This window comes from Nonlabens sp. MIC269, from assembly GCF_001430865.1.
GTDB classification, from domain to species: Bacteria; Bacteroidota; Bacteroidia; order Flavobacteriales; family Flavobacteriaceae; genus Nonlabens; species Nonlabens tegetincola.
The window spans coordinates 1,319,641-1,344,216 of record NZ_CP011373.1 but is presented as its reverse complement, the minus strand read 5'-3'; the positions used below and the strand labels follow the sequence as shown (position 1 = coordinate 1,344,216).

Annotated in this window: 19 protein-coding genes and 1 riboswitch; of the genes, 11 read left to right on the top strand and 8 right to left on the bottom strand. The window is 36.3% G+C overall.

The features are described 5' to 3' along the window. Positions 1–25: 25 nt before the first annotated feature. Positions 26–904, top strand: coding sequence for a pirin family protein (locus tag AAT17_RS06315; RefSeq protein WP_060523321.1), 879 nt, complete (start codon positions 26–28; stop codon positions 902–904). 104 nt (positions 905–1,008) lie between these two features. Here the strand turns inward: AAT17_RS06315 and metG are convergent, their stop codons facing one another. The 3 genes from metG to AAT17_RS06300 all read right to left on the bottom strand — a co-directional run bounded on the left by metG (position 1,009) and on the right by AAT17_RS06300 (position 6,306). Continuing rightward, positions 1,009–3,060, bottom strand: a complete 2,052-nt coding sequence (gene metG / locus AAT17_RS06310) for a methionine--tRNA ligase (protein ID WP_060523320.1) — start codon at positions 3,058–3,060, stop codon at positions 1,009–1,011. A gap of 178 nt (positions 3,061–3,238) precedes the next feature. Then, a complete protein-coding gene (locus tag AAT17_RS06305; protein WP_060523319.1) occupies positions 3,239–4,843 on the bottom strand; it encodes a DUF1501 domain-containing protein in 1,605 nt (534 codons plus the stop codon). An 8-nt stretch (positions 4,844–4,851) separates the two neighbouring features. After that, entirely contained in the window at positions 4,852–6,306 is a 1,455-nt protein-coding gene (locus AAT17_RS06300) for a DUF1800 family protein (RefSeq protein ID WP_060523318.1), read from the bottom strand. Positions 6,307–6,404: 98 nt separating this feature from the next. On the opposite strand from AAT17_RS06300, the gene AAT17_RS06295 reads away from it, so the two are divergent. Together AAT17_RS06295 and AAT17_RS06290 are read left to right on the top strand one after the other, a co-directional pair. After that, on the top strand, positions 6,405–7,304 hold the full coding sequence (locus AAT17_RS06295; protein WP_060523317.1) for an LD-carboxypeptidase: 900 nt from the start codon (positions 6,405–6,407) through the stop codon (positions 7,302–7,304). Between the two features lies 1 nt (position 7,305). Continuing rightward, positions 7,306–7,674, top strand: a complete 369-nt coding sequence (locus AAT17_RS06290) for a YraN family protein (RefSeq protein WP_060523316.1) — start codon at positions 7,306–7,308, stop codon at positions 7,672–7,674. Positions 7,675–7,731: 57 nt separating this feature from the next. Here AAT17_RS06290 and AAT17_RS06285 read toward each other — a convergent pair whose 3' ends face one another. Continuing rightward, positions 7,732–8,826, bottom strand: coding sequence for an endonuclease (locus AAT17_RS06285; RefSeq protein ID WP_042276278.1), 1,095 nt, complete (start codon positions 8,824–8,826; stop codon positions 7,732–7,734). Between the two features lie 122 nt (positions 8,827–8,948). Here AAT17_RS06285 and AAT17_RS06280 point away from each other — a divergent pair, with 122 nt between their 5' ends. From AAT17_RS06280 to AAT17_RS06270, 3 genes are all read left to right on the top strand, one after another. After that, positions 8,949–11,789: a carboxypeptidase regulatory-like domain-containing protein gene (locus tag AAT17_RS06280; protein WP_060523315.1), complete on the top strand. Its 2,841-nt coding sequence runs from the start codon at positions 8,949–8,951 to the stop codon at positions 11,787–11,789. A 34-nt stretch (positions 11,790–11,823) separates the two neighbouring features. Continuing rightward, positions 11,824–13,239 (top strand): DUF5689 domain-containing protein, encoded by a 1,416-nt coding sequence (locus tag AAT17_RS06275; RefSeq protein WP_253279798.1) that lies wholly within the window; start codon positions 11,824–11,826, stop codon positions 13,237–13,239. Between the two features lie 161 nt (positions 13,240–13,400). Then, a riboswitch (TPP riboswitch) is annotated at positions 13,401–13,493 on the top strand. A gap of 121 nt (positions 13,494–13,614) precedes the next feature. After that, positions 13,615–15,795, top strand: a complete 2,181-nt coding sequence (locus AAT17_RS06270) for a TonB-dependent receptor (RefSeq protein ID WP_060523313.1) — start codon at positions 13,615–13,617, stop codon at positions 15,793–15,795. Positions 15,796–16,041: 246 nt separating this feature from the next. Here the strand turns inward: AAT17_RS06270 and AAT17_RS06265 are convergent, their stop codons facing one another. Beyond that, the gene (locus tag AAT17_RS06265; protein WP_042276271.1) at positions 16,042–16,470 is read right to left on the bottom strand and encodes a hypothetical protein; all 429 of its coding nucleotides are present in this window, start codon (positions 16,468–16,470) and stop codon (positions 16,042–16,044) included. A gap of 192 nt (positions 16,471–16,662) precedes the next feature. On the opposite strand from AAT17_RS06265, the gene greA reads away from it, so the two are divergent. The 4 genes from greA to AAT17_RS13565 all read left to right on the top strand — a co-directional run bounded on the left by greA (position 16,663) and on the right by AAT17_RS13565 (position 18,026). Further along, complete coding sequence (gene greA / locus AAT17_RS06260) at positions 16,663–17,136, top strand: transcription elongation factor GreA (protein ID WP_042276269.1); 474 nt, start codon at positions 16,663–16,665, stop codon at positions 17,134–17,136. After that, positions 17,136–17,534 (top strand): HIT family protein, encoded by a 399-nt coding sequence (locus tag AAT17_RS06255; protein ID WP_042276267.1) that lies wholly within the window; start codon positions 17,136–17,138, stop codon positions 17,532–17,534. Before greA ends, AAT17_RS06255 begins: the two co-directional genes overlap by 1 nt. Positions 17,535–17,540: 6 nt before the next feature. Further along, complete coding sequence (locus AAT17_RS13570) at positions 17,541–17,705, top strand: hypothetical protein (RefSeq protein WP_367379287.1); 165 nt, start codon at positions 17,541–17,543, stop codon at positions 17,703–17,705. A 150-nt stretch (positions 17,706–17,855) separates the two neighbouring features. Beyond that, the gene (locus tag AAT17_RS13565) at positions 17,856–18,026 is read left to right on the top strand and encodes a hypothetical protein (RefSeq protein WP_367379286.1); all 171 of its coding nucleotides are present in this window, start codon (positions 17,856–17,858) and stop codon (positions 18,024–18,026) included. Here AAT17_RS13565 and AAT17_RS06245 read toward each other — a convergent pair. Then, entirely contained in the window at positions 18,019–18,468 is a 450-nt protein-coding gene (locus tag AAT17_RS06245) for a nucleoside deaminase (RefSeq protein ID WP_042276262.1), read from the bottom strand. The genes AAT17_RS13565 and AAT17_RS06245 overlap by 8 nt on opposite strands. 140 nt (positions 18,469–18,608) lie before the next feature. Between AAT17_RS06245 and AAT17_RS06240 the strand changes: the two genes are divergently transcribed. Next, positions 18,609–20,405, top strand: a complete 1,797-nt coding sequence (locus AAT17_RS06240) for a 1-deoxy-D-xylulose-5-phosphate synthase (RefSeq protein ID WP_060523312.1) — start codon at positions 18,609–18,611, stop codon at positions 20,403–20,405. Here AAT17_RS06240 and AAT17_RS06235 read toward each other — a convergent pair. Together AAT17_RS06235 and dgt are read right to left on the bottom strand one after the other, a co-directional pair. Beyond that, complete coding sequence (locus tag AAT17_RS06235; RefSeq protein WP_060523311.1) at positions 20,391–23,192, bottom strand: T9SS type A sorting domain-containing protein; 2,802 nt, start codon at positions 23,190–23,192, stop codon at positions 20,391–20,393. The two genes, AAT17_RS06240 and AAT17_RS06235, sit on opposite strands and share 15 nt — an antisense overlap. A 24-nt stretch (positions 23,193–23,216) precedes the next feature. Then, complete coding sequence (gene dgt, locus AAT17_RS06230; protein ID WP_060523310.1) at positions 23,217–24,554, bottom strand: dGTP triphosphohydrolase; 1,338 nt, start codon at positions 24,552–24,554, stop codon at positions 23,217–23,219. Positions 24,555–24,576 lie beyond the last annotated feature (22 nt).

The window sequence follows — 24,576 nt, the reverse complement described above, 5'->3', positions numbered from 1 at the left end:
CCACTATATTTATGAAAAATAACCCATGTCAAATACTGATTTAATTATTGAGGAGCGCAGTCGCGATATAGGTGACTTTCTAGTAGGTAGGTTGATTCCTTTTAGGAAAAAGCGCATGGTAGGCCCATTTATATTTATCGATCACATGGGACCAACAAAACTAGGTCCAGATAAGTATATGGATGTGGATCAACATCCTCACATAGGGTTATCCACTCTTACTTATTTAATGGAAGGTTCGATAATGCATGAAGACTCTCTAGGAACCAGACAGCTCATTGAACCAGGTTCTGTTAACTGGATGGTATCAGGTAGTGGTTGCTCTCACACAGAACGTACACCAGATCAATTAAGGCAAGATAAAGTTGAGTTTACCATGCATGGTTATCAAATATGGGTGGCCTTGCCCAAAGAACTTGAAAATACGCTACCAGAATTTCATCACATCGATGCCAATGAGTTACCTAATTGGGAAGATGGCGCTGCAAAATTCACACTTGTAGCAGGAACTGGTTATGGTAAAACATCACCTGTTCCCGTACATTCTCCTTTATTCATGATTGATATTAAAACCACAGCCGATTATGATTTGTGTATTGCTGATAATTTAAAAGGAGAGGTAGGTGTTACCATAGTTGAAGGTGGTGTGATCGCTTGTGATAAAGCCGTAAGTGCTGGAAATATGCTGGTAAGTAAAACAGAAAACGTGTGCAACCTTACTATCAAAGCCAACAGCCATATATTACTATTTGGTGGTGAACCATTACCAGAACAACGTTTTATACACTGGAATTTTGTGAGTAGTTCAAAGGATAAGATTGAAGAAGCAAAGCAAGCGTGGCGTAACAAAACATTTCCTATGATGGATAATGATGATAGTTATGTACCATTGCCTGGATCATAGGAAACTCTTAATTCGAGCGAACTAAAATAAAATCTTAAGTTCATTAAATAAAAAAGCAGCTGTAAAGCTGCTTTTTTATTTACAAGATGGATTACTTAGTATGTTTATGCTATGGTAGCGCCATTTACAACAGCGTCATCTGGATTAACAAAAACCAGTTTACCATCAGGATCTTCGGCTAGTAAAATCATACCTTGAGATTCTACACCACGTAATTTTCTAGGCGCAAGATTGGCAAGCACGGTAACTTTACGTCCTATTAATTCTTCTGCTGTAAAGTGTTGTGCTATCCCAGACACTATAGTACGTTTATCAATACCAGTGTCTACGGTCATTACCATTAATTTGTCCGTTTTAGGCATCTTTTCGGCAGTTAGAATTTCTCCTACTCGCAGATCCATTTTCATGAAGTCATCGTAATTTGTCTCTTCTTTTTGTGGCATAAGTTTAGGATTTGATTGTGCGTTTTCTTTTTTAGTTGCTTCAAGCTTATCTAACTGTTGTTGAACTTGTTCATCCTCAATACGTGAGAATAACAATTGAGTTTTATTAATTTGATGATTAGAAGGAAGTAAAATGTCGTTAGTCGCTATGTCGTTCCATGATAAATCCTCTGCTTTTAAATTAAGCATGTTATCTAATTTAACTGCTGTGTGAGGTAAAAAGGGTTTACTTAATACTGATAAAGCTGTGGCAATTTGTAACCCAACAAACATGATTGTTTGTACTCGATCAGGATCTGTTTTTATAAGTTTCCATGGTTCTTCATCAGCGAGGTATTTATTTCCTAATCTGGCTAGATTAAGTAATTCTGTTGCGCTTTCGCGAAAGCGGAATTTTTCAATACTTTCTTCAATAATAGAAGGGAATTTCTTTAATTCTTCCAGGGTTTGTAGGTCGTAACTACTATAATCATTGGGCTGCGGTACTATTCCATCGTAGTACTTATGCGTGAGCACCAGTGCGCGATTAATAAAGTTACCGAGTACAGCTACTAGTTCGTTATTATTACGTGCTTGAAAATCTTTCCAAGTAAAATTATTGTCTTTTGTTTCTGGGGCATTTGCAGTAAGCACATATCTTAATACATCTTGTTGCCCTGGGAAATCCTCTAGATATTCATGTAGCCATACAGCCCAGTTGCGCGAGGTTGAAATTTTATCGTCTTCTAGATTCAAAAATTCATTTGCAGGGACATTTTCTGGTAGGATGAATTCGCCGTGTGCCTTCAACATGGCAGGGAATATAATACAGTGAAACACGATATTATCCTTACCGATAAAGTGATACAGTTTGGTGTTTTTATCCTTCCAGTAATTCTCCCAATTTTTACCGGTACGATCTGCCCATTCTTTTGTAGCACTTATATAACCTATAGGAGCGTCAAACCAAACGTAAAGTACTTTACCGTCACCACCTTCTACAGGTACAGGAATACCCCAGTCTAGGTCACGAGTTACAGCGCGTGGTTTAAGACCGTCATTTATCCAGCTTTTCACCTGTCCTAGAACATTGGTTTTCCAGTCTGCAGCGTGGTCTTTAACAATCCATTGTTCTAAAAAATCACTGTATTGATCAAGCGGCAAAAACCAGTGTTTTGTTTCTTTAAGTTGTGGTTTATTCCCAGTAATTGCACTACGTGGATCGATTAAGTCTGTTGCATTGTGACTCGTCCCGCATTTTTCACATTGATCACCATACGATTCTGGATTACCACATTTTGGGCAAGTACCAACAACAAATCGATCTGCCAGAAATTCATCAGCCTCTTCATCATATAGTTGTTCAGTAACCTGTTCAATGAATTTACCTTCTTTATACAATTTCTTAAAAAAGGCGCTTGCTGTTTTATGATGGATAGGTGCGCTGGTTCTACTGTAATTGTCAAATGATATACCAAAATCATTAAAACTATCACCTATAATCTTGTGATATCGATCTACTATTTCTTGTGGTGTAACGCCTTCCTTTTTAGCACGTATTGTAATAGGTACTCCATGTTCATCACTACCGCAAATAAATGCTACATCTTCACCTTTTAAACGTTTAAAACGGGCATAGATATCTGCTGGTACATACACTCCAGCTAGGTGTCCTATGTGAACCGGTCCGTTTGTGTAAGGTAATGCTGCCGTTATTGTTACTCTATTACTCATGCATGTAAAATTAAGAGTACAAAGTTACAGGTTACTACTAGTGTTTTAAAGCATTTATAAAATATTTTCTGAGCCTGTAATAGTTGTAATTTTTAGTTCGCTTTCGCGAAAGCGATCACTGCACAACCAATCTTAAGCACTTTCTTGAGCTCAGGATAACTTAATTCAAATAACCCGTTTACTTCATAAGGAACTGACTAGATAATTGATCCTGGCCAGCTTGAATTTTATAAATATAAATACCTTCTTGAAGCCTTGTGTTTAGGGTGTTTTTAATGTTAAATTCGTGTGTACCAGGCATTAAATATCCTGAAGAAATTTGACCTATCTCCTTACCTAGCATATCGTAGATACGAATGTCACATTTACGACCCGATTGTAAGGTAAGGTGTAAAATATTTTCGGTGCCAGAGTGATAGACTAAATGTTTGATGTCTTGGATTGAACTATCATCAAAACTTAAAGTTGTACAATTAAAACCAAGACTTAAGGTATTATAATTCCCATTGAACATGGCTTGATCGATGGTTGATTGAGGTATACATAACCAATCTTGCAGTACGGTTTTATAAACATCTCTAAAATCTATATTATGGATCATATTACCTGCAGCGTCTAATTGCGTAAGACTAGGGTGGTTTCCTACAAACCCATTACCGTTTAATCCTGGTCCAAAAAGCATCATGGGTGCAGCAGCTCCATGATCCGTACCATTAGAGCCATTTTCTTCTACTCTACGACCAAATTCTGAAATAGTCATCGCGAGTACTTCGTCCTGATTTCCATAAGCTGCTAGATCGGTGTAAAAAGCATCTATGGCATCACTTAATTTTTGCATACGATCTGCATGTGTTGCCGCTTGACTAGCATGCGTGTCGTATCCATCGAGAGTTACCATGTAAACCTTGGTACCTAAATTTCCTTTTATTAATCGAGCAACAATGGCTAGTTGATCGGCTATAGTGTTGTTGTTATACGATGCTTGTGTAGTACTTGCTTGGTAAGCACTGTGAATGACACCAGCATATTGAAAAGTGGTGTTTGTAGTCGTTCTTAAAAAACTAAGTTGGTCTCCATAAGTACATGGTGGGACATTGAGTACATCATGCTGCCATCCATTTTGTGCAAGATTATACAATTGTTGAGGATCGGCAACTGAAAAGGCGTAGTTGGTTTGTTGTCCGTCAAATATCAAGTTACCTAAACTACCTATTTGAATGGCAGGTGGCACTGCTGGCGGATTGAGTATAAAGTTAGGATACTCATTTTCAAATAATCTCCCTAACCAGCCGGTTTCTTCATTGGTAGTTTCCACAGCGCTTGCCCAAATATCTGAAGATCTAAAATGAGATAAGTCTTGATTGTTATACCCGACACCTTGAACAACTTTCATTTCTCCATTTCCCCATCTAGATTGCAGGCTGCTCATGAATGATGGTAACCCGAGATTGGAATTAAGATTGTACAGCGTATTTTGAGGTAATGAAATACTAGGTCTACGACTAGCATAGGTTCCATAGTCGTATATAGGGACGATAGTGTTTAGGCCATCGTTTCCACCTTTAAGTCTAATGAGTACTAAAATTCGGTCATTGGTACTTGTAGTAAGTGCTGCTGTTATGGGTGAGGCCATGGCACTACTTATCTGGCTGCCGCCTAAAGTAAATGCTCCTGCACCTGCTAGTCCTAAAGCTTGTATAAAAGTTCTACGATTCCATGCTTCATGTTCGTCATGATGAGCTTGTGATTTAGGATCTTGATAGTTGTTATTATTTTGACACATGACGCTTCTTATTTAAGTTGGAATTCTGGCATTCTAAATATGTGTTGAATGAGCAAAAGAGTTTGCCATGGAGCGCTGCCCCATTGTAAATTCCATTGTCCCGATGCGAAGTAGTTCTCTGGAACATCTCCTTTAAACACTTGTGTTGCAAGGGTGTAATCTGTATTTGTATGCAATGATTGAGGAACAAACCTATCCACAATATCACGTGCGATAATTGTAGGATCGGTATTTGAGGTAGCGATATCTAGGGCTAGATTGCGATAATGTTCTGGATCGTCATTCCATACTTGCCACATTATATACTCTAATCCTTGCCAGCGACCTGTTAAGCTAGTGCTATTGATCCATTCTTGATCTCCTTGCCATCCGGCAACATCGACAGGATTAAAAAGCTCTTGGCTCAATGCAGCACTTACGTAATGTACGATTGATAATTGTTGATCTGTTATCGTAAAATTCGCTTCTTTGATAAAGGTTAAAAAGCAATCTATAGGAGATTTAATAACGACACCTATAGCATCTTGAGCAAAAAAATGTTCACTTTTAAATAATTGTCTGAGAACGGGAAGTAGTTCCCAATTATTTGATCTAAAGGTAAGTGCGAGAGTATCAATAATAGATTGTGCAGGTAGTTCTGGACTTACGAAATAGCGATATAATTTTTTAATGATGAAATCTGAAATTTCATTTGCCCTTACAGCAAATAAATGATCAATTAGAGTGTCGTGATTAAAATTACTCGATACTCCAAAGATTGTTTTGGACTGATTATCAAATCCTGCTGGTAAAAAGTTAATGGGAGCACCTAGCTCTGTGTAACTATTATATCCTGTGAGCGCTCTTGCAGCTTCAACAATATCTTGCTGCGTGTAGTTATTGTTTTCTCCTAAAGTAAACAGTTCAAAAAGTTCTCTGGCATAATTCTCATTAGGATTACCTTGATAATTTAGAACTCCATTGAGGAATACGAGCATGGATTCATTTTTTCCTATGGCTTTAGTAAGTGATTTAAAATTCCCTAAACAATGAGTTTGTAGCAAATTGTAATATTGAAATAACCAACTGGGCGCATTATAATCCTCTACACGGGTAACAAAATGATTATGCCAGAACATGGTCATTCGTGCCTTCAATCCAAGATTCAGATTGTCATTCATAGTTTGAGTCCACCATTGCTGTATTTGGGTTACTCTTTCATTATTATAATCCGTATAATCACTTTGACTCCAATAACCCCAATTAGGAGCTGGAGTGTTATTGTAGGCCAGCGCATCGGTTATAAGACCTTCAATAAATACGTCTGGTAAAACAGACAATGCATTGTTTTCTTGAATGTGATCTATTCCATAACCTAACCTCCGTACAGCGTGCCTTACCCTATTTATATTCCATGGTTTTGAAGCGCTAGGTACATAAGTATTAAGAGTATCTGTATTACAAGAAGTAAGTGTAGCCGTCATGTCAACGTGGTTTAAAAGGGTAAGTTAAAAATTTATAACTTAGTTCTATGACTTTTATTACTCATAAAAGTTTAAAAATCGATTAAAAACCAATTGTATTGAGTTATAAACCAGTAAATTACTTAGAGAAAGGAGATCTTGTTTATATATTATGCACAGCAAGAAGTGCACAAAAAGATTCTTTGCAACCTGCTATCAAAGCACTGGAACAGCAAGGGTTGTCTGTAATATGTGGCGATACCATTGGAAAAATAGAGCATCAACAAGGAGGATCTATCCAACAACGAGTTAATGATTTCAATAATGCATTAAGCAATCCAGATGTAAAAGCAATTTGGATTGCACGCGGTGGCTATGGTACTATTCAAATTCTTGATTTGATAGATTTTGATGTCCTTTTAAAGTATCCTAAATGGATAATCGGTTATTCGGACATCACATTAATTCATTCAAAAATTATTAATCTAGGTCTTGAAAGTATTCATACTTTAATGCCTATGGAGTGGACCAATAAATCACCAGCTAATCAGTCTAGTTTCATAGAGGTTCTTTTTAACCCAGTTGTTAAGATGATGGTACCAAATGATAAAGGTATCAAACCACAGGAAATTCAGGGAACTCTCATAGGTGGTAATTTGTCTATCTTATACAGTTTACTAGGAAGTGATGATTTCCCAAAAACACATAATTCCATCTTGTTTATAGAAGAAATAGATGAGTATTTGTATCATTTTGAGCGTATGTTGTATTCATTGCACAGAGCTGGTGTATTATCGCAATTAAAGGCGATAGTAGTTGGTGGATTAACCAGTATGAATGATCACGACATTCCCTTTGGTAAAACAGCTATACAAATTATTGAAGAACGTACTGCACAATATTCATATCCTGTCATTTACAACATTCCAGCTGGACATGTCGAGAATAATCAAAGCTTGATAATGGGAAGAATTATGAATATCTCGATTGAAGAATCTCGTATTACATTAACTCAATAGGATGGCGCAACACAATGAATTAGGGAAACAAGGAGAGAAGATGGCAGTAGCTCATCTTGAAAAATTGGGTTATGAAATTCTGGCTACCAACTTTGTCTATCAAAAAAATGAGATTGACATTATAGCTCGATTAAACGATATTATAGCCATTGTAGAGGTTAAAACCAGAAGCACACCAGAGTTCGGTGATCCTAAGGATTTTTTAAAACCTAGTCAAATTAAAAGGATAGTAGCAGCAGCTCATCATTTTGTAGAAGAAATCCTAGAGCCACAAGAAGATGTAGAAGTGCGTTTTGATATTATGAGTATAATAAAAAATAAAGCAGGAACTCGTATGGAATTCATAACAGATGCTTTCTATCACTTTTAATGAAAAAAAATCCGTAAGTAGAACCTACGGATTTTTAAAATATTAGATTAGTAAAAACTATCCTTTTTGACTAGCTGTTTTAGCTTCAATTTCTTTTACTAGATAAATGTAAACGGGAAAGTGGTCACTGTAACCACCGGTAAAATCACCATCAGAAAAACTTCTTTTAGGGTAACCTTTATAACGTCCAGTTTTATTGGTCATAAAACTAGGATTAAAAATATTAGCTTGATAATACATGTACCCATCTTGTTTTGCCTCACTTAATAAAGGATATGTAAACATTATTTGATCAAAAACGTTACCTGCGTCTCTATAAGCTAATGTGTTATAACCATCTTTTAACATTTGAATATACGGGTTGTAAATCATTTGTGGTTTAACATCTTCACGATCCTTTTGAGCGTTTAATGTAACCTTTACACTTTCATTTGTTGGGTCATCATTTAAGTCACCCATGGTAATGATTTTTGCCATTGAATTAATACTATGAATTGAATCCATGATTTTTTTATTCAATGCAGCAGCAGCAACACGGTTGGGTCTACTTTTTTGTTCACCACCACGACGTGATGGCCAGTGGTTAACAATGAATGTAATCTCATCTCCATCCAGTTTTCCAGTCACAACAGTTTGGTCACGAGTGTATATTCTTCTTCCGCTTGATTTATCAAAAATCAAAAGCTCTTTTGATTCTGCATTGGTTACTGTAAAATCAGCTTTTTTATACAACATTGCAGTGTCAATCCCACGACGATCTGGTGAATCAAAATGTACAATGCCATAGTCAAATTCCTTGAGTAAAGGATGGTTGACAAGATCTTCAAGAACTCGACGATTTTCAATTTCACAAACTCCTAGAATGGTTGGAGCTGTTTGAGCTTTATCGGCACCTATTTTTCTAATAACTCGTGCCATACTAGTAAGTTTTTTCTTATAGACTTCTGCACGTCTACCTTCGGCCATTTCCATTATTGGGCTAGCCTCATCATTAATAGTTGTGTCGTCTTCGGCGTCAAATAGGTTTTCTAAATTGTAAAAAGCAACAGTTTTAACTTTGTACTGTTTTGCTTGTGTAGTCTGGGCTTGTAGTGAGTTCGCTTTCGCGAAAGCGAAAATACATAAAGCACCTAGAAATAATTTTTTGAACATTTTTTCTTTCAAATATTATGTTATTGTAAAATATCTAGTCAAAATCGGTGCCAAAGGTACATAACTGATAATAAAGACGTAGTTTTGCGCCGATTTAATAACGAAATGTTAATATTAACCTTATGATTACTAGCTTAAGAAAAGCACTTTTCGGGTTTTTAATTTTGTTTACTTCTTTAATCCAAGCGCAAGAACTAATTAAAGGACGCGTGATTGATGAAGTTACAGAAGAGCCCATTCCTAGTGCTATTATTACCGTTAAAGGTCTGGACTTCAAGGCCACTTCTAATGCAGATGGATATTTTGTTATAGAAGGAGCAATCCCAGTAGGAGACCAAACGGTTCAAGTAGTTCGCACAGGATACTACGCCCTTTCACTACCTGTAGTGATTTCTTTACAAAATCCTGTTGATTTAGATCCTTTGTACATGACACCAGATAATTCACTAGAGGTGCAGTCACAAGGGATTATTTCTTTAACTGAGAATGATCTTGCCGATGATGAAAATGCGGCAAACAACGTATCTGGTCTATTGATGAGTGCTAGAGATCAATTCTTGAGAGCTGCAGCATTTGATTTTAGTGCAACTTTCTTCAGACCGCGTGGTTTAAATAGTGAGGACGGTAAAGTTCTTATTAATGGTATTGAAATGAATAAGCAATTCTCTGGTCGTCCACAATGGAGTAACTGGGGTGGACTTAATGATATCATGAGAAACCAGGTGTTTACTATGGGGCTAAGTGCTGCTGATGATACCTTTGGTGGTTATGGTGGTGTTCAAAGTATAAATATGAGAGCGTCGCAACAGCGTCCAGGATCTCAAATATCTTATGCATCAAGTAATCGTAGTTACCAACATCGTTTAATGGCTAGTTATAGATCTGGCTTAATGAATAACGGTTGGGCTTATGCAATTAATGCTTCAAGACGTGCTGGTGAAGAAGGTTTTACTGATGGAACACCTTACGATGCAAATTCTTTAGGTATTTCTGTTGAAAAGAAGTTTAATGATAAACACAGTTTAAACTTCACAGGTATGTATACTCCAAATAGAAGAGGTAGACGTACTGCTATTACTCAAGAAATTCGTGATTTAAAAGGAATTACTTACAATCCATTTTGGGGTGAATTAAACAATGATGAGCGCAACTCTAGAATTCGCGAGATAGAAGAGCCAATACTAATGCTTAACCACTACTGGGATGTAAATCCTAAACTTAGAGTGAATACCAATGTGGCATATCAATTTGGTAAAATAGGTAACACTAGGATTGATAATGGAGGAACTACGCAAGAAACGATTGGTGGTCAAAATGTATATGTAGGTGGTGCAAGAAATCCTAATCCGGATTATTATCAAAACTTACCTTCTTACTTTTTAAGAAATGGGTCTGATCCGATTGATTTTCAATATGCTTATCTAGCAGAACAAGCCTTTATCAACGATGGTCAGTTAGACTGGAACAGTCTTTATGAAGCTAATAGAGTTCTTGCTGATCAAGGTAGAAACGCACTTTATGTTTTACAAGAAGATAGAATTGACGACAAATTATTCTCTGCAAACACTATAATTACTGCCGATATCACAGATAATATCTTATTTAACGGAGGAATACGTTACCGTACTTTAAATAGTGACAACTATGCTAGAATTGACGATTTATTAGGAGGAACTGGTTATCTAGATGTAGACTTTTTTGCGGAAGAGTCAGTAGATGTAAATCTTGATGTTCTTGCTCAATCAGATGTAAGAAACCCGAATAGAATCGTTGGGCTAGGTGATCGCTATAAGTACAGTTATGAAATTGATAGTGATGTGATATCATCATTTGCACAAGCACAGTTTAAAACTGCAAAGGTTGATTTCTTCCTTTCTGGATCTGTGTCACAAACCTCATACCAACGTAATGGTAAATTTGAAAACGGAAACTTCCAAGGTGATCGTTCATTTGGTAAAAGTGATAAAGTTGACTTTACCGATTTTGGTGTAAAAGGTGGTGCTACTTATAAGATCAATGGACAAAACTTCTTAGATTTTCATGCAGCTTACATGACGCAAGCTCCTTACATAAGAACAGTTTTTTCAAATGCAAGACAAAACAACGACATTGTTGATGGTATAGAATCGCAGCGTTCTTACAGTGCAGATTTGAGCTATGTATTGAGTACTCCAAATGTAAAAGCACGTTTAACTGCCTACTATACCAAGTTTATGGATGGTAGCGATGTAGGTTTTTACTTTACAGAAGATCTTACTGGTTTACCGCTAGATGATGGTAGTGCTTTTGTTCAAGAAGTAATGACTAATATAGACCGTAGAAATATGGGTCTTGAAATGGGTCTTGAAGTTCAAGCAACTCCAACGATTAAATTAAAAGCTGCTGCAGCACTAGGACAAAATGTATTTACTAATAATCCAGACTTATATTTAACTAGTGATGATTTTAACGGTCAACTAAGATTTGGTGATGGTACTGCAAAGCTAGACGGATATCATGTAGCTGGTGGACCAGAAACTGCTTTACAAATAGGTTTTGAATATCGTGATCCTGATTACTGGAACATTGGTCTAACTACGAATTACTTTGCAAATGGTTATATCGATGTTAACGCATTACGCAGAAGTGATAATTTTATCTTAGATTATGACGGTCAGGTATTTAATGATTATGATCAAGACCTGGCTAATGAATTACTTGCTCAAGAACAATTTGAAGATTATGTACTTGTAAATGTAATTGGTGGTAAATCATGGAAGATTGGAGACAAGTTTGTTGGATTCTTTGCTACTATTAATAATGTATTTGATAGAGAATACAAAACAGGTGGTTTTGAACAAGCACGTAACTCAAACTTTAGATCGGTAAGGGATGACCAAAACAATCCTCAAGAAGTTTTTGCTCCTAGATATTTCTTTGGAAATGGAACAACTTATTACTTAAACGTATATTTAAGATTCTAATAAAGCAATGATGAAATTTTTAAATAAAGCAACAATGAAACACATTAATAAAATTTTTGCACTAGCAGCTATCATGGCTGTTGCATTCTCGTGTGTAGAAGACGATGAATATGAAGTGCCAGATACAAGATTAGTAGATATTGAAGATCCTAGTAATATTGTTACAATAGGTAACGTAGTATCACAAATTGACCAGTCACAAAACGGTACAGTAACATTTGATACTCCAGGTGAATTCATGGAAGGTTATGTAATTTCAAGTGACGAAGCAGGAAACTTTTTTGAAGAGATAGTTATCCAGGATGCTCCTGAGAACCCAACAGTTGGTATAAAAGTTCTTATAGATAATAGTCCTTTATTTACAACCTATGAATTTGGTCGTAGAATTTTTGTAAACTTAGATGGATTGACTGCTGGTATTTCAAATGGTGTTCCAGTTATTGGAATAGCTGGTAGTGGTACTAACATCGAGAAGATCGCACCTTCACAACAAGAAGATTTCATTTTGAGAGATGACATCGTTGCAGAAATTGTTCCTACAGTTGTAACTCCTAGCGACTTTGCTACTGATAAACTTAATACGTACATCGTTTTAGATGGTGCACAGTTCTCTGACGAGGATGTAGCTAATAACCGTTCATTTGCTGCCGAGGCAACTGATCAGTTTGATGGACTAAGATTTCTTCAATCTTGTACCGACTTTTTTGCACCTGCAGTACGCCTAGAAACTAGTACTTTTTCAGATTTTAAAGCTGCAAGTGTACCAGGAGGAAGCGGTAGTGTAACTGCTATTCTTTCTAGAGATTTTGAAGATGACAATTTTGTAATTGTGGTAAACGGTCCTGCAGACTTTGATTTTGATCCTAATGTGCGTTGTGATTTTGACGTAGTATCATGTGGATTAGTTGGTGCCGCTGGTGCAACAACAATTCTTTCAGAGAATTTTGAGACACAATCAACAGGTCAAATAGCACAGCCAGCTGGTTGGACTAACTTCATTGAAGCTGGTACTGAAACTTGGGAAGTTTATAGCGCAGGAGGAACTAATGCTTCATTAGGTAATAGTGTAAGAGTAGGTTCTTTCCGTTCAAACGATACAAGTACTATCTCGTGGTTGATTACTCCACAAATTGATTTTGATGCTCAAACTGGTGAAGTTTTTGATTTTGAAACATCTAATAGCTTTGCTGATGGTTCAGAAATGCAAGTACTTTACAGTGCAGACTGGGATGGAACAACTGCTGGAATAACTACAGCAACTTGGGAAGCTCTTGCCGATCCTACAATTGTGGAAGACAGTGAATTCTTTGGTAACTGGGTTCCTTCAGGATTTGCTAGCCTAGACTGTTTAACGGGTACTGGTTATATCGCATTTAAGTACGAGGGATCAGGTGATGCTGGTTTTGATGGAACTTACGAATTAGATAACATTAGAATTACAAGCAACTAATAATTGCCTAAATCATAGTATAAAAGTCCTTTAAGTTTCTTGCTTAAAGGACTTTTTTTGTATTTATAAATTCAAGTAAGTTCTTATTATTTGTAGGAAAATAAGGCCTAATAATTACTCTCTTTTTTTAGTTGGTATTTAGTTTGTACATATTACTTTTGCGCCGTCTCAAGGGGTGCTGGTATTACTGGCTGAGATTATACCCGAGGAACCTGGGCAGGTAATGCTGCCAAGGGATATTCTTTAAAGCAGGTGATTGTTATGCTTTCGCGAAAGCGTAATAATTTACTTAATTAAAGGAAAAGACATTCCTCTTAAATTTTTAATTAACAAGACCGAATAAATGCCCCTTTTATTTGAACGAAAAAGTTCAAAATGAAGTATTTATCAGTCGCTGTATTGACCTTACTAGGATTAGGTGTCACAGCACAAAACACACAAGTATCCGATACCACCAATGCCGAAAAGTTGGATGAGGTTCTTGTAAAAGCCGTTCGTGTAAACGCAAACTCACCAATCACACACAGCAACGTTTCCAAAGAGGAACTTGCAAAGCGTAATTTAGGACAAGATATCCCTACATTACTTAATTTTTTACCATCAGTTGTTACAACTAGTGACGCTGGTGCTGGTATAGGTTACACCAGTTTAAGAGTGCGTGGTGTAAGTTCACAATCTACCAATGTTACGATTAATGGTATTCCCTATACCGATGCAGAATCTCTAGGTACGTTTTGGGTAAATTTAGGAGACTTTTCATCTTCTGTTGAAAGTTTACAATTACAAAGAGGTGTAGGAACATCTACTAACGGTAGTGGAGCATTTGGTGCAAGTATTAATTTGTTGACTGATGCAGTTAATAAAAACGCTACTGGCCAAATTGCAAATAGTTATGGTAGCTTTAATAGTAGAAAGCATACTTTAAAGTTCTCTACAGGATTACTTAATGAACATTTTGAAATATCTGGAAGGTTATCTAACATAGCATCAGATGGGTATATCGATAGAGCGTCAACCGATTTAAAATCGTATTACCTACAAGGTTCCTATGTTGATGACAATACACTGATCAAGGCCATTACTTTTGCTAACGAAGAGGTTACTTACCAATCTTGGTTCGGTATCGATGGAGATCAATTAAGAGAAGACCGCAGGTTCAATCCTGCTGGTCAATATGAAGATGAAAACGGTGTTACACAATTTTATGATCGTGAAGTAGATGATTATAAACAAGATCATTATCAGTTACATTGGAATGAACGTTTCAATAACAATTGGTCATCAAATGTAGGTTTGAACTATACCTATGGTAGAGGTTTCTTTGAGCAGTATAGAGAGGATGATGATTTCAGTACCTACGGTTTTGATGAATTAACGGTTGATGGTCAGGTGGTTAATACTACTGATCTCATACGCAGAAGATGGTTAGATAATGACTATTATGTGGTTAATGCAAACGTTAATTATAAGGACAATAAGATGGATATTTTGTTAGGAACATCTTTTAGTCACTATGATGGAGATCACTTCGGTGAGGTTATATGGGCGCGATTTGCTAGTCAAAGTGAAATTAGAGACCGTTATTATGAAGGAAATGGTAAGAAAAATGATTTTTCAACCTTTGCTAAAGGAACCTTTAAACTCGATGATAGATTTCAATTATATCTAGATGCGCAAGTAAGAAATGTTAACTACGAGACATCGGGTATAAATTCAAATCTTACTATGTTTAATGTAGATGAGAACTATTTATTCTTCAATCCAAAAGCAGGATTGACTTATTCAATTGATTCAAATGATGATTTATACTTCTCTTATGCAAGAGCTAGTAGAGAACCTAATAGAGATGATTTTGAGAATAATCCTGATATAGAGCCAGAACGTTTAAATGATTTTGAACTGGGATGGCGTCATAAAAAAAATAAGATTGCCTTTAATGCAAATGCCTACTTGATGTATTACGAGGAGCAACTTGTTCTTACTGGTGAAATCAATGACGTAGGTGCTGCATTAAGAGATAATAGTGGCGAGAGTTATAGACTAGGTTTAGAATTAGAAACTGCCATTCAATTATCTGATGAGTTCACATTACAAACCAATGTTACTTTAAGCTCAAATAAGAACCTGGATACTGTAGTTTCTAGAGATGGAGAGCTAGTTGACTTAGGATCTACAGATATCGCTTTTTCACCTAATATAGTAGGAGCAAATCAGCTTACTTACCAACCTAGTGAAGCCTTTCAAGTAAGTTTATTGACCAAGTTTGTAGGAGAACAATTTATGAGTAATACAGAAGCTGACTTATCAAGGTTGGATAGTTATTCAACCACTGACATCAACTTTATATACACTCTTAAAACTAAATCCATTTTTGATTCAATAGTTTTTACTGGATTGATTAATAATATCTTTAATGAGAAGTACGTCTCAAATGGTTATTATTTCACATTTGATGACACGTGGTCTAATCCAAATACAATTACAACAATTGAAGGTGTAGGTTATTATCCACAAGCTGGTATTAACTTTTTAGCTGGTGTTACCTTGAATTTTTAAAGTTATTTAACTTTGAAGAATAATAAAATCCTGTACCTATAGTGGTACAGGATTTTATTATTTTTTATTACTCTATTGATCGCTTTTCAGAGTTCCGCACACTATTAATTGTCATGACAGAAGTAAATTAAGTTTTAAATCCGGTATTCCAAATCATTTTGAAATATATTGAAAACCAAAGTAGGAAAATGCTAGATTAGTCTATATCCTTTCTAATCATAAGGTTTGTAGCTATACTTGATCTAATCAATTTGAAACGGTAATAATATTCCCATTGCGCACTACACGATATGCCTTCATGCCATATTCTCCATTGCCTTCTAAAGGCTGACCGTTGATTAGGCTATATTTATTATTATCTGTAGGGCATGGGCAACTAGCTTCAATACCATTTATTTCCATTCTAGAACATTCATTAGGTGTATGGTTAGGATCGCTTAAATCAAAGGCAAAATAATCTCTATTGTTTGAATTATAGACCACAATACCACGATTTCCAAAACCCGAAACCTCAACCGTGTTACCGGGAAAGTTTAAACCACTATATTGAGGTAATGATGTGTTCAACTCGACTGCAAACCCTAGATCCAGTAAGTTAGGATTACGATTGCGCAACTCATCGTCCTCACAGGATATAAAACCCAAAACAATTAAAATTAATTTCCAATTTTTCATAGCTTTTTTTAAAATGAGTGTAAATGTATAACGCAAACTTAGTTATTTCGTATATTTGATTTAGAATCCCGCAGCAATGATGGGATTTTCTTATTTATAGAATAACCTGTGTGATGTTTGAACATGATGGCGTAGTTATTCCGCTTTCGCGAAAGCGAAATACGACACAAACATCCACATAAAAATATTATTATGAGTAATATATCATACTATACGGAAGAAGGTCTAAAGAAATTAAAAGACGAATTAAAGCAACTAAAAGACGTTGAACGTCCAAAGGCATCACAAGCTATCGCCGAAGCAAGAGATAAAGGTGATTTAAGTGAAAATGCTGAATATGACGCAGCCAAAGAGGCTCAAGGCTTGCTTGAGATGAGAATTTCAAAACTAGAACAAGTCGTGGCTAACGCTAGGATTATTGATGAGAACAGCCTGGATTTATCCAAAGCACTTATTCATAGCACTGTTAAGATTAAAAATTTGAACAACAACATGGTGATGAATTACAAACTTGTTGCTCAAAGCGAGGCAGATCTGGCCAAGGGATACATCTCAGTCGATTCTCCTATTGGTAAAGGACTTTTGGGTAAGGAAGTTGGTCAAGTGGCCGAAGTTCAAGTTCCTGTAGGAACCATCAAATTAGAAATTCTGGAAATAAGTAGGTAATGAGTATTTTTTCTAAAATTATCACCGGTGAAATTCCTTGTCATAAGGTGGCAGAAAATGAGAATTTTCTAGCTTTTCTGGATATTAATCCAAATGCTCCTGGACATACTCTTTGTATACCAAAAAAGGAAGTGAACAAACTATTTGATCTAGAAAAGCAAGAGTATGACGATCTAATGAGTTTCTCAAGAGAGGTCGCTTTAATATTAAGACAAGAGATTACTTGTGAACGTATAGGAATGTCGGTTATTGGATTAGAAGTACCTCACGTTCATGTACATTTAATTCCCATACGTACGATGGATGATATGCGTTTCTCGTCAAAAGTAAGTATGTCACAAGATGAGATGAGTGAGCTGGCTACTAGATTAAGCAAGAGGTATTTTAACGGGAACTAGGCTCATATGCCTATAATCAAAATAGAAACACGTATTAAAGGCGATGTGAAAGTTGTTTTTGATTTAGCCAGAAGTATAGATTTTCATCTTATTTCAGCATCTGGTAGCAAAGAACGCGCGATTGCCGGAAAAACTAGTGGATTAATAGAGGAAGGTGAGTTAGTTACTTGACGAGCCAAGCATTTGGGTGTTTATCAAAATTTGACTTCAAAGGTTACTCTTCTACAAAGACCAAATTATTTTGTTGACGAAATGCAATCTGGTGCATTTAAGAGTTTTAAACATGAGCATTTTTTTGAGCAAAAGAGAAATTATGTAATTATGATAGACATTTTTACCTACCATACACCATTAGGATGGCTAGGAAAACTCGCCGATTTCATGTTTCTAAAAAAATATATGTATCAATTTTTAGAATCACGCAATCGAATTTTAAAATCCTTTGTAGAATCGGGAGAATGGAAAAATAGTTTACCCAATTTTGCTAATTAAGCGCTCTTTTTCTTCTGAAGAACTCCGTCATCAAGGCAGCACATTCATTTTCTAATATACCACTTACAACTTCAGTTTTAGGGTGAAGTTGAGTTCCCATATTCCTATATCCTCGTGAGCTGTCGCTAGCGCCAAAAACTATCTTACTTATTTGTGACCAGTACAATGCGCCTGCACACATTTGACAAGGTTCTAGTGTGATATACATAGTACAGTCTTTAAGATATTTGCCACCTAGAAAACTAGCGCCAGCTGTAATAGCTTGCATTTCGGCATGAGCGGTAACATCGTTTAATGTTTCGGTTAAATTGTGTCCTCGTGCTATGATTCTATTTTGTGTAACGATGATAGCACCTACCGGTATTTCATTGCGGTCAAGAGCTTCTTGAGCTTCTTGAATCGCTTTTTTCATAAAGTAAATATCGTCGTAAGGTTCAATCATGCTGTAAAAGTAGTAGAACTATTACTATCTAAATGTAAGTTACGCGATAACTTTGTACAAAATATAGGTACAATAGGACTATACAGCCTTAATTAAAGTGGTAGTAGTATATTCCCAGCGATAAGAATTACCTTTGACCCATGCAGGAAACATTGCTTTCTAGGATAGAAGACCCATGTGATTTAAGACGCTTTCGCGAAAGCGAACTCACCCAAATTGCTCAAGAGTTAAGAGATTATATCATAGAAATAATATCTCAGAAGGAAGGACATTTAGGAGCTAGTTTAGGAGTAATAGAGCTTACTATAGCGTTGCATTATGTCTTTGATACGCCTAAAGATTTATTAGTTTGGGATGTAGGTCATCAAGCTTATGGCCATAAGATTTTGACGGGTCGCAGAGAAGCGTTTAAAACTAACCGTGATTATGGTGGATTATCCGGTTTTCCAAAAATTGATGAGAGCAACTACGATACATTTGGTGTAGGACACAGCTCTACATCTATAAGTGCGGCTTTAGGAATGGCAATAGCCAGTAAATTGTCAAACTCGTCAAAAAAACATATAGCCGTTGTAGGAGATGCTAGTATAGCTAGCGGTATGGCATTCGAAGCGCTCAACCACGCCGGAGTAAGTAACGTAGATTTATTAGTTATACTAAACGACAATGCAATAGGTATTGATCCTAGTGTAGGAGCTCTTAAAGAGTACTTAACCACTACCAAATCTGGAAAAGAAACAGGTCAAGATAATATTTTTGAAGCGCTCAAATTTGATTATTCAGGACCTATTGATGGTCATGATATGAATGGCTTATTACGTGAGCTGAAAAGGCAAAAAACTCTTAATGGCCCACGTTTATTGCATATAAGAACTGTTAAAGGAAAAGGTCTAAAGCAGGCTGAAATTGATCAAGTAAGATATCACGCTCCTGGTAAATTTGATAAGATAACGGGTGATCTTACACCTAGTGATACGAGTATGTTACCGCCAAAATTCCAAGATGTTTTTGGTCATACGCTTGTTGAACTTGCAGAAGCTAATGATAAGATAATAGGCATAACGCCTGCAATGCCTACTGGTAGCTCTATGAAAATCATGATGCAAGCATTTCCTGATCGAGCATTTGATGTTGGAATAGCAGAACAGCATGCTGTGACATTGGCAGCTGGGATGGCCACACAAGGATTAATTCCTTTTTGTAATGTGTACTCAACATTTTTACAAAGGGCTTATGATCAGGTGATTCACGACGTGGCATTGCAAAAATTACCAGTTATCTTTTGTTTGGATAGGGCAGGACTTGTAGGAAAAGATGGGCCTACACATCATGGGGTTTTTGACCTTGCCTATCTTAATTGTATACCCGATTTAATTATAGCTGCGCCTATGGATGCGATGGAGTTAAGAAGTATGATGTTCACTGCTTCTTTAGGGTTGGATTTACCTATTGCTATACGTTATCCTAGAGGTCGATGTCATTCAATAAATTGGCGATCTACCTTGGAAAAAATTTCAATTGGTACATCCAGAACTTTGTCTAGAGGTAAACATGTTGCTGTATTAACCTTGGGACCTATTGGGGTTACCGTGCAAAAACTTATTCAAGAAAATCAATTATCCGTAACTCACATTGACGTTCGCTTTTTAAAACCACTTGACAAGAATATGTTACAATCGGTTTTTGAATCTCATGAGCATATTGTAACTATTGAAGATGGTAGTTTGATAGGAGGATTGGGATCCACTATAAAAAATTATGCTTTTTCAAATCCATCAATCGGTGATGAATCCAAAAAAGCATATTCTGTCAAAATCCATTCTTTAGGAATTCCAGACACATTTATAAGTCATGGCCCTACAGAACAATTGTATAAAGAGGTAAGTATAGATGAGGCATCTATACTAAATCTACTAAGTAAGTTACTTAATCAGTAGATTGGTACTTATTGCAATGTTGTCTTTATAAGCACTTAAAATATAGTAACCTGATTTTAAGTTTAATTGTACTTGAGAACCTTGTTTACTAAGCGTCATATTCTCTTTTGACCAAACTCTGCGACCGTTTAAATCATGTAGCTTTACATCATATGTATTTTCCAATTCACTGTGAATTGAAAAATTTCCATTTGACACGGTTGGTGTAACAAAAATTTCATTGGAAATTTGGTTACTGTCAGCTATGCTTGCTGTATCTAAGGTTCCAGTAAATAGTCCTCTACCATGAGTAGCTGCTAATACTGTGTTGTCGCTGGCTCGATAATCTAGATCAACCACTTTAACGTTAGTCATACCATTTATAGCTGGAATCCAATTGGGTGAAGTGCTATTAAAATTTGATGAGGTATAAACTCCTAATTCAGTTCCTATAAGAACTTCTCCTGGTAATAATGGATTTGGAAGAATAGCTTTTACGGGAATATCTGGTAGATCACCATCCTTGAGATCCCAAGTCGTACCACCGTCGTTAGTGTAATAGATATTATTCACACCATAATTATGCATGGTTAGATAAATTTCTTGTTCTGTTGCTCCAAATTCTATATCAGAAACGCTACCTAGCAATCCAGCAGGACGGATATTGTTCCATACAGGTGTAGTTGTAATATTACTTACTCGGTATAAATTCGATCTTTCAGTTCCTACATATAAAACCGGATTACCGTTAGCAAAAGGTGAAGCTTTCATTGCCGTTGGTCTATCGCTGGTTATTTGAGTATTTGTAATCGTATTACAATTTGAAGAGGAATTAAATAATTCACATACTTCAATACCATTACTACCATTGAATGTTCTACTATTTGCAAATAAGTAATTATTAACCTTGTCTAGTTCTGCAACATTAATGAAATCTCCGGTACCACCTGCATTATCACCACAATTAGATGAAGTAATACAGTATCTAAAGCTATAGCCCGGATAGGTATAATATCTGTGATTATTATATTGGGTGGAAACTACTACATAACCGTCTGCACCATCGATATCTGCATGGGCTCCATCACCACCAACTACTTCAACAAAAGAATTTGATCCTGGTTGTGCATTGTTTACTCTCAGAGTACCGTTATCTTGGGTTCCTCCTACAAAGTCGTCTCCTCCTGCAGCTCCATTTTCATCTATTGCAGCATAATAAAATTGAGTAATATTTAAATTATTATTTCTATTTTGGATGACATTTACATTGGTAGGAGCGTTACTATAACTACTAACATAAGAACATCCTCCATCTGATCCTATTAAGCCTTCATTAGAATTTCCAGGTCGAAAACTGATTGCATGAATATCCGCGTGAACAAATGGTGCAGGTATTGAACTTAGCCCATTACCATTTGTCCATTTCGATATTTGTCTCCAACTATTTCCTCCATCAGTACTTCGGAAAGAATCAATTCCTCCAGCATATATTATTTGATCATTATTAGGGTCTACTTCAATAACCAAATCATAAAAGGCTTGTCCTCTGGTGAAGTCTGTTGCAGGGATGGTTACATCGGCATCATTTGGTTCGTTCATTGGATTTAAAGTAGCAAAATCATCAGTGGTAATATATAGATCACCTTGGTTGCTTCCTGTTTGAACAGCAACATAAAACAAATTAGAGTTGGTTTTTGATGCAGCTAGTTCTACACGATCCGCTCCAGGAATGACATCTGCAAGTAGCCATGTAGTACCGTTAGTGCTTCTATATACTCTACCAGCTCCTTGATTATTTATTGGTGATCCTATGGTTCCAAAGTAAAGTTCGTTATCTGCGGCAATTGCAAAATCATTTGGAATAACGTAATAGGTGTCACCATTAGCAGTGTATCTTAATAACGGTCCATCTACACGAGCCCAGTTACTACCGGCATCAGTACTTCTATACAAACCAGCATTTTGTGCTCCTAGTGTATTGTTGGGATTACTTATATTAAAGTTAGGTGATACATAATCTTCACCACCTATTCCCACGTATACTTCAGATGTTCCATTTACATTTCTAACGATTACATCTGTCACATAGAAAATTCCAGATTTAAATAAGTTCCCTGAAACTGTTACATCTGTACCACTGGCAGCTGGAATAGGAACTTCATTCCACGTTAAACCACCATCGGTTGTTTTGTAAAGACCGTTACCAACAGCCGCTCCAGAAGTATAAATTTCTCCTGTTCCTATATACATTGTTAATGGATCGTTGGGATCTATTGCATAGCAACTTACATTAAGATTAGATGCTACACCAGGGATAATAGTCCATGAAGAGTTTGCATCGGTAACATCTTCATTAACCCACAATCCGCCTCCTACACCACCTGCGAAAGCACGGTTGTAATCTATTCCATCACCATTATTAGGTCCAACGTCGTTCGGGTCAAAGAAAACTACATGAGTGCGACCACCGATATTATTTGGTCCACGATCTTCCCAACTTCTAGAGTTTCCTGGAACGCTTTTAGCAATTTCAAGATCCTTGTTAATTAACTTAACTTTCTCTGGAGTAGGTCTACCCAGGCTAGGATTCATGGTTAACAGGTATTCTCTTTCATAATACGCGTTTGGTGGAAGACCTTGTTTTTTTCTATCTTCTCTAGATAATTGTATAGTCTGGTTAAAAGGATGAGTATCTAGAAAAGCTTCATGTTGCTCTCTATCTTCTTTGATTCGGGTAGTATCATTATTGCTACAAGAATAAAGAAAGGCAATCGATATGAGAATAAGTAACTTACTAAGGGTTTTCATAGCCTAAATTTTGTATAAAAGTAATTAAGTTATTTTAGTTTGCCCGTTGATTATATGAAAAAGATTCATTGCTTTACTATCAGTAAGTGAAGCTACAAAGCCACATGCGTTAAGCATACATTCATATTCTGTTGTTCCCAATCTTAAATCTGTTCCACAGGCTTTATAAATCAATTGGTCGTAATGCGTCTCATTACCTTTATATTTATTGAGTTGAGCGATAATAGTAGCATGTAAAATATCTTGTATCATTTTATATCCTGCTAATTCCTTTTCAATGACTTCTGGGTGCTGGTAAACTCGTTCAATGGTGATTTTTAATATATCGTCGATCTGTGGTTTGTAAGCAGATTTATCCATTAATGAACAAGTAAAATTACCAGCCAAAATAGTTGATTCATTTTCCATGAATATCCTAACTGCATCATTGATCAGGCTATTAATTGCTAGTGATCTCAAATAGGTTAATCGTTCTTGTGTACCTGTAAGTTGAGTGTAGGTTTCAATCTTTATTGAATCCTTGACTAGTTTAATTAGTTGTTCCAAAGCATGATCTTCACTTATATAGCCTAAATTAATTCCATCTTCAAAATCAATAATAGTATAGCATATATCATCGGCGGCTTCAACAAGATATGTAAGTGGATGACGATGAAAAGGTTCCTGCTTATTTTCAGTTTTTAAACCTAATTCATTAACCACGTCATTAAAATGATCCACATCAGCCTGAAAAACACCATATTTTTTCTGGGAGATGTGTTTAGTAGGACGATGTGGTAATGATTCTTTAGGGTATTTAATGAATGCACCTAATGTTGCATAGGATAAACGTAGGCCACCAGGAGTTCCTGGGCTATTTTGATTAAGTAGGTGATATCCATTTGCATTTCCTTCATATAAGAGTAGGTCTTGTTTCTGCTTTCGCGAAAGCGTGTCCCATGCCATTTTATCCACACGAGTATTAAAATAACTTCCTATTGCTTTTTCACCGCTGTGTCCAAATGGAGGATTTCCTATATCGTGAGCCAGTGCGGCTGCAGCTACAATTGCCCCAAAATCTTGTTGTTTATAACCAAGTTCAACCAGATGTGGATGTTTTTCTAATATTGCTTTACCTGTCATTCGACCCAACGATCTGCCTACCACACTTACTTCTAGACTGTGAGTGAGTCTAGTATGCACAAATCCTGATTGACTAAGTGGTATTACTTGAGTTTTATCCTGAAGGGTTCTAAAAGGTTTAGAAAAAATAACTCTGTCATAATCCACCTCAAAACCTAATCTTAGTTCATCTTGCTGGTTTCTAGGCCTAGGCTTTTTGTCTCCAAATCTTTTAAGTGACAGTAATTGCTCCCAGTTCATACGGTACATTTTTTTGCAAGAT